The 11,609-nt window shown below is 40.2% G+C and carries 9 protein-coding genes; 5 read left to right on the top strand and 4 right to left on the bottom strand.

Annotation, left to right across the window (positions count from 1 at the left end):
- The first annotated feature begins 48 nt into the window (after nt 1–48).
- Nucleotides 49–303: a DUF2061 domain-containing protein gene (locus HUN22_RS11690; RefSeq protein ID WP_025470541.1), complete on the top strand. Its 255-nt coding sequence runs from the start codon at nt 49–51 to the stop codon at nt 301–303.
- A gap of 115 nt (nt 304–418) precedes the next feature.
- Nucleotides 419–1,282 (top strand): LysR family transcriptional regulator, encoded by an 864-nt coding sequence (locus HUN22_RS11695; RefSeq protein WP_174729470.1) that lies wholly within the window; start codon nt 419–421, stop codon nt 1,280–1,282.
- A 28-nt stretch (nt 1,283–1,310) separates the two neighbouring features.
- On the opposite strand, the gene HUN22_RS11700 is transcribed toward HUN22_RS11695, so the two are convergent.
- The 3 genes from HUN22_RS11700 to HUN22_RS11710 all read right to left on the bottom strand — a co-directional run bounded on the left by HUN22_RS11700 (nt 1,311) and on the right by HUN22_RS11710 (nt 4,399).
- On the bottom strand, nt 1,311–2,057 hold the full coding sequence (locus tag HUN22_RS11700) for a sporulation protein (RefSeq protein WP_031947264.1): 747 nt from the start codon (nt 2,055–2,057) through the stop codon (nt 1,311–1,313).
- A 54-nt stretch (nt 2,058–2,111) separates the two neighbouring features.
- Nucleotides 2,112–3,551, bottom strand: a complete 1,440-nt coding sequence (locus tag HUN22_RS11705) for a DUF2252 domain-containing protein (RefSeq protein ID WP_174729473.1) — start codon at nt 3,549–3,551, stop codon at nt 2,112–2,114.
- A 197-nt stretch (nt 3,552–3,748) separates the two neighbouring features.
- On the bottom strand, nt 3,749–4,399 hold the full coding sequence (locus tag HUN22_RS11710; RefSeq protein WP_174729476.1) for an HAD family hydrolase: 651 nt from the start codon (nt 4,397–4,399) through the stop codon (nt 3,749–3,751).
- A gap of 182 nt (nt 4,400–4,581) precedes the next feature.
- Between HUN22_RS11710 and HUN22_RS11715 the strand changes: the two genes are divergently transcribed.
- The 3 genes from HUN22_RS11715 to katG all read left to right on the top strand — a co-directional run bounded on the left by HUN22_RS11715 (nt 4,582) and on the right by katG (nt 10,134).
- A complete protein-coding gene (locus HUN22_RS11715) occupies nt 4,582–5,067 on the top strand; it encodes an RNA pyrophosphohydrolase (RefSeq protein ID WP_016144233.1) in 486 nt (161 codons plus the stop codon).
- Between the two features lie 85 nt (nt 5,068–5,152).
- A complete protein-coding gene (gene ptsP, locus HUN22_RS11720; protein WP_174729479.1) occupies nt 5,153–7,447 on the top strand; it encodes a phosphoenolpyruvate--protein phosphotransferase in 2,295 nt (764 codons plus the stop codon).
- A gap of 530 nt (nt 7,448–7,977) precedes the next feature.
- The gene (gene katG / locus HUN22_RS11725; RefSeq protein ID WP_174729482.1) at nt 7,978–10,134 is read left to right on the top strand and encodes a catalase/peroxidase HPI; all 2,157 of its coding nucleotides are present in this window, start codon (nt 7,978–7,980) and stop codon (nt 10,132–10,134) included.
- 66 nt (nt 10,135–10,200) lie between these two features.
- Here the strand turns inward: katG and HUN22_RS11730 are convergent, their stop codons facing one another.
- Nucleotides 10,201–11,253, bottom strand: coding sequence for an MBL fold metallo-hydrolase (locus HUN22_RS11730; RefSeq protein WP_174729485.1), 1,053 nt, complete (start codon nt 11,251–11,253; stop codon nt 10,201–10,203).
- Nucleotides 11,254–11,609: the final 356 nt, after the last annotated feature.

Below are 11,609 nucleotides of genomic sequence, written 5' to 3' on the forward strand. Positions count from 1 at the left end.
CTTATACTCTAATGCCTATACTAAAAATATCCAAAGTGGCTAAAGAGAATGATCATGGCTAATATTCAAAAATTCGTTGTAAATAATCAACGTACTTTAAAGAAAACCTTAAGTTATTACATTATGCATATTAGTGTAGCGATGCTAGTTGCATACTTTGTAACAGGTAATATCTGGATGGCTTTAACATTAAGTATGCTTGAACCAACCGTACAAGCTTTCGCTTTTTTCTTCCATGAAAAAGTATGGGCAGCTAAAGATCGCCGCGTAGCAGCTTTAGCCGAAAAAGAAACAACGGCTTAGGTTAAGATTAGTGCGGTAATTCATAACTTTCTCACTCGTTCCGCTGCAAGCATGATACGATTTTGGCTTGGCAACTTTAGCCTCTTGATTTTTCTATTCCAAGTTGAGTTGTATTATGAATCTTGCAGCCTTTGAAGCTTTTGTAAAAGTTATGGAAACAGGGTCTATCTCTGTGGCAGCAGATCAATTATTTATTACTCAGCCTGCCGTAACCAAACGAATCCACAGCTTAGAAGAATATTTTGGCGTAAAGCTATTTGAATCCGCAGGCCGAGGTGTTCAGGCAACTCATGCTGCACATTCGTTACTACCTAAAGTTAAAAACTGGTTAAATGAGTTGGGTGAGATCCACCATACACTTAGCCATGAACAAACTCAGGTACAAGGCCGCTTAAAAGTCGGTACAAGTCACCATATTGGTTTGCATCATTTACCTGCACCGCTTAAGCATTTTGTTCAGCAATTTCCTCAAGTCACTTTAGATGTACATTTTGTTGATTCAGAGCAAGCGCATGAACAAGTATTGGCTGGTGATTTAGAGCTAGCATTCTTAACACTTCCTCCTTCAGGAGATGAGCGCCTTAACTACATTACCATCTGGAATGACCCTTTAGTTTTTGTTGCCGCTCCTTTTCATCCACTGGCACAAAAGAAGAATCTTACCCTACAAGATTTAATTGAATATCCAAGCTTATTACCCGCCGCACAAACTTATACTGCTCAAATCACTTTAGCTGAGTTTGAAAAACAAGGACTCAAGCCAAAAATCACCATGAGCAATAACCCTCTTGAGTCTATTCGCATGTTGGTGTCGATTGGTTTAGGTTGGTCAGTTTTACCCAAAACTCTGTTGAATCAGGATATGCAACAACTTGATTTAAATGTTGAGATGAATCGTCAATTAGGCATGGTGTGGCATCCTGCACGTACTCAATCTAGAGCCATGCAGGAGTTGATTAAAATGATGCAGGATGCCTAAAAGGCTCTATTTAAGCCTCTAATTTAATTTATCCAAGCTTTAAGAGGCTTCTGATTTGTTGCACCATTTGATTTACGTCAAGCATATGATGAGAAATGGTCATCGTTAATAGTTGATCTGATCGAAAGTGACGATCTACTTCAAGCATCACGTGAGTTTGATTAGGCTCGGCAACGAAAGAAACTTCCACCTCATTAAATCCACTAAACATGTGCGACGAGACAAATTCAAGCTCTTGGTAGCAACCGATGGTTGACCTAAAATTTCGCGCAGTAAGTTGACCTTTTTCTACATCGACAGTTGATAAGCTAAAGCCACATCGCTGCATAGCCTGTAGAAACATTTCCATAGCTGGAGTTGGCAGAACCTTTAGATAATCACGGTCAGTTGCATCTAATCCCCAATCAACATCCATATGGGTTTGAATCCAAACACGTGCACCATTTCGTCGACAAGCAACTTCTGTAATCGGTGTTTCAAATGGTAGTTGAATACTAAAAGGGAAAGAATGCGCTTGATGTGCTGGTAATAGGAATCGAGAGTTTACTAACCACTCTTGCAAAACTAAAGGCTGATTAAACTCATGATCACCAGATTCAACTTCTGCCATCGTCACCAATTGCAAATAAAGACCATTAATCTCTTTATCAGATGATCCCCCTTTAAAGCTAATTTCACCATGCAATGTGGTGCCTGCCTGCAAGCTTGGGTTCTGCAAAACAGTTTCTACAGTCACACCTTGAAGGCCCAAACCAGACATAATTTTATTAAACATTTTTTCTCTAACCTTTCGAATTATTTCATGTCATCTGTAGCAGCATACTTATTATTAAAGCGCCTCATCTCCAGCGAGCTGAATCTTACCATCTGCAACCTCATTCATAAATTGCTGATAGTCATTTAGATTGCGCTGTGCATATTCCTCTGCATATGTTTGTAATACTTCCACAATCGTACTGCCTTCGCCAAGATATCCCATAAGTACATCCGCATTTCCAGACTTAGCGTGGGCATGAGCTAAAGCCAAACCACAACTTTCAGCATACTCATTGAAATATTCATCATCCATATCACTAAGATCAACCGAGATTTTCATATCACGTAACTGACGTACATGAAAATGTTGATTGGGGGTTGAAGAGAATCCAAGGAAGATATCACTAGCAGCTTGCATGAGTTGCTGACCATGTACCACGCGCTCGCCTTCATGTTTTACTTTTTCTACAAATAACGGACTAAGAATCGATGGATTCGCTTCTTTCATTTGTAAAATTAACGGTTCCCGATCTGCGTCCTGAAATAATGCAATCGCGGATCGTGTACCCACACTTCCGACACCAACCACTTTCAAAGCCACATCGGTTCGTTGATAACGATCAAAAAGTACTTGGCGATCATATTTCAAAGAATCACGATATTGCTTAAAGAATACATCAACATCTTTACTGAACGGTTCATCTGCCTTTGGATGCCATAATAACGGTACATCATCCACAAAATGACGAAATCCTGTATCTTGATCTTGCTGTGTGAGCTTCGGTAAAACAGAATATGCATTTCTCTTTTGTGCTGAATCAAGATGCTTCGCACGTTTCTTTCTCAGTTTTCGGCATTCAGTGTTTTCTAATAAGGTACTGGCATCAACTTTTTCATACCAAACTTGTAGAGGCGAAAGTTTCGTATTTTCTAATAAGTGCTGACGATAACTATTCAACATCGTTTTAATTGCTTTTAAACCCACTTTATCTGCAAGATCAATATCACGAGCCGCAATCACAAAACTGGTTGCTAAACGCTTTAAATCCCATTCAAATGGGGCAACCAAAGTCTCATCAAAATCATTAATTCCAAACAACAAGTTGCGTTCCGGGCTAGCAAACCCACCAAAATTACTTAAATGACAATCGCCACAAATCTGTTGAAATAAACCTGAATTTACCTGCTCCCAAGCCTGATCAAACAGCATCAAAGAAGGCATACCACGATAAAATGTAAACGGTGAAATGCTCATTCGTTTTGCACGAATCGGTTTGAGCTGCTCTAAACGTCCTTGATTACTCCAATCATAGATCGTTAAAGCAGTAATACCTTTTGGTCGTTCAGAAAGCTTTGATAGCTGTTCACGTGGTACTTTTTTGCGTTGAGCCTTACCCAGCTTAAAGCCTTCGCTTTTATTAAGTAATTTCGCCTGATAGCTATGACGTGTTAAATCAATACTTTCATCATTCCAAAGCTGTTTTGGTAATTTAATTTGTGCTGTTTTTGGCATTATTCCCTCATTTTTAAATTAAATTTTTTTATATTCTTAAATCTTCACCAAGATAAAATTTATTCTTTGTTAGACATATCAATATCTAGTTTTGAACTAAGATTTATAAGAAATATTAAAAAATGATTTTAAATATAATTTATTAAGAGTTGGAAGACATTAACGCTTTTCAGGGCCACTCTTCCAACTCAAAAGTCTTAAATCGACCAGTCCTGAATATCCCAGTTATGTTCTTGAGCCAGTTTTTCAAGACGGTCATCAGGATTTACCGCAATCGCATGCGTTGCGTATTCCAGTAAGAAACGGTCATTAATTGAGTCAGAATAAGCCCATGACTCAGACACGCTACGGCCTTCCAACCAATCGTCGAGGCGTGTAAGTTTACCTTTTTGATAACACGCTAAACCCGCAACTTTACCCGTATATTTTCCGTCAGCCACTTCAGCATTAGTCGCTAAAATTTCAGTAATACCAAATTCACGGAATATCGGCGCAGTAATAAAATCACTTGTTGCCGTAATACCAACAATGGTATGACCTAAATCTTGATGTTTTTTGATTGCGTCAAAACCTTTTGGGCGCATTTGCGGACGAATCACTTTTTGCATGAACAATTGGTGGAGCTCTGTTAAGTAGTTATTGTCATGCTGTGTTAAAAATCCAAAGACAAATTCATTATAAGCATATGGGTCAAGTTGCCCTGCTTTGTAATCTTCATAAAATTTATCATTCATCTGACGATGATGAACCGGATCAACCAAACCTTCATTGACTAAAAATTCACCCCAAGAATGGTCTGAATCGGTATTTAACAAGGTATGGTCTAAATCAAACAACGCCAGTTTCATGAAAATTCTCGTTTAAACTGAAATTTAAGAAAAAAAATGTAAATCTATCTCCGCTAGTCGATAGAAATTCGTTAAGATCGTAGCAATTTAAACATTTTACTTTGATCTTTTCGAGCTGGACATAAAAAAGTGTTTGTCCCCGCGATTAAAGTCAACGATATAGACAATATTTAGGTAGCCAAATGATCGATTCAGAAGGTTTCCGACCGAATGTCGGGATCATTTTGGCAAACGATGATGGACAGGTTTTATGGGCAAAGCGCATTGGTCACAATGCTTGGCAATTTCCACAAGGAGGCATCCAGTTTGGAGAAACCCCTGAACAGGCACTTTTTCGAGAACTGAGAGAAGAAATCGGCTTATTGCCCGAACATGTCCAGATTATTGCGCAAACCAAAGGATGGCTGCGTTATCGTTTGCCACATCGGTACATTCGGTCAGACTCTGACCCCGTATGTATCGGACAGAAACAAAAATGGTTTTTACTGAAGTTAACTGCGTCTGCAAAAAATATTCAGTTAAACCTCTCCGACCCGCCCGAATTCGATGAATGGCAGTGGGTTAGCTATTGGTATCCTCTTGGACAAGTGGTGAACTTCAAGCGTGATGTTTACCGTAAAGCCATGGTGGAGTTGTGTACACAGTTGCCGATGCAACAATTACCCTAAAAATCATTTATCTAGCAAATGATTTTTATTGAAAGTGCTGTTATAAATACATTCATAGTCTAAAAAAATACTGGAGTATACATCCATGTCAAACATGCAACTCGACACTTTACGGCGCATTGTCCAAGAGGTTAATGCGTCCGTCAGTTTGCATGAATCGTTAGACATCATGGTCAATCAGGTTGCTGAGGCTATGAAAGTGGATGTTTGCTCTATTTATTTACTCGATGAACGCAACCAGCGCTATGTATTAATGGCCTCTAAAGGCCTAAATCCAGAATCTGTGGGCCATGTTTCACTGCAACTCGGTGAAGGCTTGGTCGGTCTGGTCGGGCAGCGTGAAGAAATTGTTAACCTTGACAATGCACCAAAACATGAGCGTTTCTTGTATTTACCTGAAACAGGCGAAGAAATTTATAACTCATTCCTTGGCGTACCTGTCATGTATCGCCGTAAGGTTATGGGCGTTTTGGTTGTACAAAACAAACTTCCTCAAGATTTTAGCGAAGCAGCTGAGTCATTTTTAGTCACTCTGTGTGCTCAGCTTTCTGGAGTTATTGCTCACGCTCACGCAGTTGGAAATATTGACGTATTTCGTAAACCAAGTAATGGCCCTGCCTATAAAACCTTTCAAGGTGCTTCAGGTGCAGGCGGTGTTGCTTTAGGCCGCGCTATTATTTTATATCCACCTGCCGATTTAGCCTCAGTACCTGACCGTGAAGCAGAAGATATTAGTCATGAACTTCGACTTCTAGATCAAGCCATTTCATCAGTTCGTTCAGAGATTCGCTCTCTTGATGAAAAAATGCATGATTCATTAATGGCAGAAGAACGCGCTTTATTTAGTGTTTTCTTAAGAATGCTAGATGAAAATGCGTTACCAGCAGAAATTAAAGAACTTATTCGTGACGGGCATTGGGCACAAGGTGCAGTACGCCGTGTGATTGAAAAACATACTGCCTTATTTGCACAAATGGAAGATGACTATCTTCGTGAGCGAGTTTCTGATCTTAAAGATTTAGGTCGACGTATTTTGGCCTCATTGCAAGAAGAAGATTCTAGCCACCGTGAACTAAGCCCAGACAGTATTTTAATTGGTGAAGAAATTAGTACTGCGGCACTCGTAGAGCTGCCTGTAGACAACATTGCTGCAATTGTAACCTCAGAAGGTGCAGCCAACTCACATATGGTGATTGTGGCTCGTGCTTTAGGTATTCCAACTGTGGTTGGTGTAACCGAACTGCCAGTGAACACACTTGATGATGCAGAAATGATTGTGGATGCCTATCAGGGCCGTGTTTTTGTTAATCCACCACGTCGTTTACGCCAACGTTATAAAGAAATTCAAAAAGAAGATGAACAGATCGCAAAAGATCTTAAACAATACGAGACCAAAGAAGCGATTACTCCAGATGGTGTGTCTGTTCAACTTTATGTGAATACGGGTCTCATGATTGATGTTGTCCGCGGAGTACAACGCGGCGCGCAAGGTGTGGGTCTATACCGAAGTGAAATTCCATTCATGTTACGTGAACGTTTCCCAGGTGAAGAAGAACAACGTGCAATCTACCGTCAACAGTTAAGCCACTTCGCCAACAAACCTGTGGTGATGCGAACTCTTGATATTGGTGCCGATAAAGACTTACCGTATTTCAGTATAGAAGAAGAAAACTCGGCATTAGGCTGGCGTGGTATTCGTTTCACGCTTGATCATCCCGAGATTTTTTCGTCTCAAATTCGCGCCATGCTCAAAGCCAGTATTGGTTTAAATAATCTGCATATTTTATTGCCAATGGTGACGACAGTCAGTGAAGTCGAAGAGGTACTTTACTTACTTGAGCGTGACTGGATTGCCGTGCAAGAAGAAGAGCAAGTTAAAATTACCAAACCAAAAATTGGGATTATGGTTGAAGTGCCGAGCGTACTTCTACAAATTGATGAATTTGCTGAACTCGTCGATTTCTTCTCGGTCGGTTCAAATGACTTAACTCAATATTTACTTGCAGTTGACCGTAATAATCCACATGTGGCCAACGTTTACTCGCACTTCCATCCATCCATTCTACGTGCGCTGACTCGCTTAGTTAAAGAATGCCATGAATACAAAAAACCTATCAGTATCTGTGGTGAAATGGCGGGTGATCCATTATCAGCAATTCTGCTTATGGCAATGGGCTTTAATACCCTTTCAATGAGCTCGAGTAACATTTTGCGAGTACGAAAAGCAATTTGCCATGTACCTATGACAGACGCACAAAAGTTGCTGGATGATGTCATGAAAATGAATAATCCGCTCATCGTGAAAAGCTGGCTTGAGTACTATTTTAAAACTCATGGCCTAGCGGACATGGTCAAATCAAATCGAATCGTAAATGTTTAATATATAAACAACAAAGGAGAGCAATGCTCTCCTTTATTTATTTTGAAATAGTTTCTACCACCACTAAATAAATATAAAAAACTTCTTTTCACTATTGATCTCCCCTTAATCTTTTGAAAAAACACATAATCGGTTTTTTAAATTAATACTGACAGTTTAATCCATTTGAAAAATAAGACGCCTACTTCTAGTATGTTTATAGAGCGTTATTAAAAGATCTTACGTTGTTCCAACAATTGAAGAGGTAATTCCATGCATCGTTATTTACAAGTTTCATCTTATTTTTCCTCTTGTTTTTTAACCTTCATACAGTAAATTGGAGGAATAACAATTAAAGGAATCTGATGCATTATTAAATAAAAAATAATGGGCAGACATCTCAGTGAAAAGACTTTTAAACAGTTTCTCTCACCATTTGTTCTCTCATTACTTTATTTGATAAACATGAGTTTTTAAACCAGAAGTCCAGGAAAATGAGCCCTAACATTTTACTAAGAGCTCAATAATTATTACCCAGAGAGAATATAACCATGTCAGACGAATCAAAATGCCCTTTTTCAGGCCATAAATCAAAACCAGAGGTAACGGTCGGTGGCGGCACGCCTAGTTTACACTGGTGGCCAAAACAACTACGCGTTGATTTACTGAATCAACATTCAGAACGTTCTAATCCACTTAGTAAAGATTTTGATTACCGCAAAGAATTTAAAAAACTCGACTATTACGCACTCAAAGCTGATATCAAAAATGTGTTAACCGATTCTCAAGATTGGTGGCCAGCCGATTGGGGAAGTTATACAGGCTTATTTATCCGATTAGCATGGCATGCTGCCGGCACATATCGTATGGGCGATGGCCGTGGTGGTGCTGGTCGTGGTCAACAACGTTTTGCGCCATTAAATAGTTGGCCTGACAATGCAAGCCTAGATAAAGCACGCCGCCTACTCTGGCCAGTTAAACAAAAATACGGTCAAAAAATATCATGGGCAGACTTATTTATTCTTGCTGGAAACATTGCACTTGAATCTTCAGGCTTCCGTACCTTCGGTTTCGGTGCAGGGCGTGAAGATGTTTGGGAACCAGACAACGACGTAAACTGGGGCGATGAGAAAGAATGGTTAGCTCATCGTAACTCAGAAGCTTTAGAAGGAAGTAATCTCGCTGCAACTGAAATGGGTCTAATTTATGTAAACCCTGAAGGTCCACAAGCCAGCGGTGATCCAAGATCAGCTGCGCCGTTTATTCGTGCGACTTTCGGCAATATGGCAATGGATGATGAAGAAATTGTTGCCTTGATCGCAGGCGGTCATACCTTAGGTAAAACCCACGGCGCTGGCTCTGCTGAACATGTTCAGGCTGATCCTGAAGGAGCACCAATTGAACAAATGGGCTTTGGCTGGTCAAACAGCTTTGGTACTGGTGTTGGTAAAGATGCGATTACTTCAGGTTTAGAAGTGATTTGGTCACAAACTCCAACCCAATGGAGCAACTACTTCTTTGAAAACCTATTCAAATACGAGTGGGTACAAGAACGTTCACCTGCTGGCGCAATTCAATGGGTAGCAGCAGATGCTGAGGCAATCATTCCAGATCCATTCGATCCATCAGTTAAACGTAAGCCAACAATGCTTACTACAGACTTGACCTTACGTTTTGATCCTGAGTTTGAAAAGATCTCTCGTCGCTTCCTTAACGATCCACAAGCCTTTGCCAATGCCTTTGCGCGTGCATGGTTTAAATTAACTCACCGTGATATGGGACCAAAAGCACGTTATTTAGGTCCTGAAGTTCCGGCTGAAGATTTAATTTGGCAAGATCCATTACCAGTTGCTAGTGCTATACCATCCCCTGCCAGCATTGATGATGCAAAAGCAAAAATTGTTGCACTAGGGCTATCTGCTGGTGAGTTGGTTTCTCTTGGCTGGGCTTCCGCGTCAACTTTCCGTGGTGGAGACAAGCGCGGTGGTGCAAACGGTGCACGTATTGCTTTATCACCACAACGTGAATGGGAAGTAAACAAAAAAGCTGTGGAGACTTTAACTAAAATTGAAGAACTCAAAGCCTCAACTCAACTGTCATTGGCTGATTTAATCGTACTTGCAGGTAACGTTGGCGTAGAACAAGCTGCTCAAGCAGCAGGTTTCAACATTAGCGTTCCTTTTGCACCTGGTCGTGTTGATGCCTTACAAAGTCAAACTGATGTCGAAGCTTTCCAATTACTGCTCGGTCTTGCTGACGGTTTTAGAAATTGGAAAAAAGACGGCATCAGCGCAGCAACTGAAGCTTTATTAATTGATAAAGCCCAACAGTTAACCTTGACTGCGCCAGAGTTAACTGCATTAATTGGTGGTTTACGCGTACTAGGCACTAACTGGGATGGATCACAACACGGTGTATTCACTCAGCAAGTTGGTGTACTTAGCACAGACTTCTTTACAAACTTACTCGACATGTCCACTGTATGGGCACCTGTTGATTCAACAAGTGAAGTATTCGAAGGCAAAGACCGTAAAACAGGCGCAGTAAAATTTACCGCAACACGTAATGATTTAGTCTTCGGTTCAAACTCAATCTTACGTGCATTGGCCGAAGTGTATGCTCAGGTAGATGGTAAAGAAAAATTTGTTCAAGACTTTGTTGCAGCATGGACTAAAGTCATGAATCTTGACCGTTTTGACTTAGCTTAATTTAAGCCAAAATAATAAAAAGCCAGTTCAAATTAAACTGGCTTTTTTATATGGAAGAATAAGGTTTTAGACAGTTAATTTATGACCTTCTCGAATACAATAAAAAGGATTAGCAAGTTTTGAAGAAGCTTTAATGGCTTGACTTAGAGCATGTTCTGGATCATCTCGGTCTTCATCAGTCAACTGGAAAGTCCGATAATGAATTGCAACAGAACGATGAGCTTGCAAATCTAAATGTGCATGCACAGCATCTTGAGGATTCATGTGAACATAACTCATTAACTTGCGAGGTTCATAAGCTCCGATCGGAAGTAAAGCAACACGTGGTGCACCATAACGTGCATGAATTTGCTTAAAGTGCCCCGCATAACCGGTATCACCCGCAAAAAAACAATGACCTGTTTTAGCCACAACCGAAAAGCCACCCCAAAGTGCTTTATTCTGGTCACGTAAACCACGACCTGAACCATGCTGTGCAGGCGTATAGATGATTCTTAATTCGTGGTAAGGAATTTCTTGCCACCAATCCATCTCAATGACATGAAACTCTTTCGGTAGGTAAAACCCATTCCCGAGTCCAGTGTAAATTGGCATTGCGAATTTTTTATGTAGCCATTCAAGTGTCGCCAAGTCCATATGATCATAATGATTATGACTGAGTAGAACTCCATGAATGGTCGGCAATTGTTCTAGTGCAAAACCTGCTGGACATACACGACGTGGTCCCCGACCCTGTAAAGGACTTGCGTAATCACACCATACCGGATCGGTAATAAAGTTATAAGGCCCAATCTGAATCAATACCGTTGCATGCCCAACAAACCAAACTTGCCAATCGTCTAGATCTGCCTGAGGTCGGTTTTGAGGCAATGCTACAGCGGTATTTACACGAGTTTCATATTCACTTTGAATATCCACTTTCCAAGTAAAAGACTCACGCGTAGCTAACCAACGCAATAGCTCTTTTGATCCTCGTGCAGGCGATCTAGGCTGCTGATTATAAAAACGTGTATCTTTTTCATGGCCCAATTCTGGATGACAAAAAGGCGGTTTTATCCATGTGTGCGTCCAACAGGACTGAGTCGGCAATTGATAAGTTAATGTCGGCTTGTCTTTCATGGGCTTTTCTATGTTTTAGCATCAACAGAATGGATGTGTTCAGGTTTCTATCTTAACGATTAAAACAAATTAAGCTATGGTACTTACACTTATTTATCATATAAATATCCTTTTTATCGTGCTCATAGCCAACCTAAGTCGAATTAGAGTGCCATAAAAAACATATAGATGTGTTGGGTTTATGCGTCAGCAATTACCAATTTTATCAAGACCTATTGTACAACATAACAATTAGAGAATGCCTAAAGCCACCATAGAACCGCTCTATTTCCTCTTTGTAGCTCTTATTTTTTTAGTTAGAATCTTCCGACCAACAAAAAAAAATATATTTAGTAACAATTACGGTTGAATAGATC

It is taken from the genome of Acinetobacter lactucae (assembly GCF_013344765.1).
GTDB lineage: Bacteria > Pseudomonadota > Gammaproteobacteria > Pseudomonadales > Moraxellaceae > Acinetobacter > Acinetobacter lactucae_A.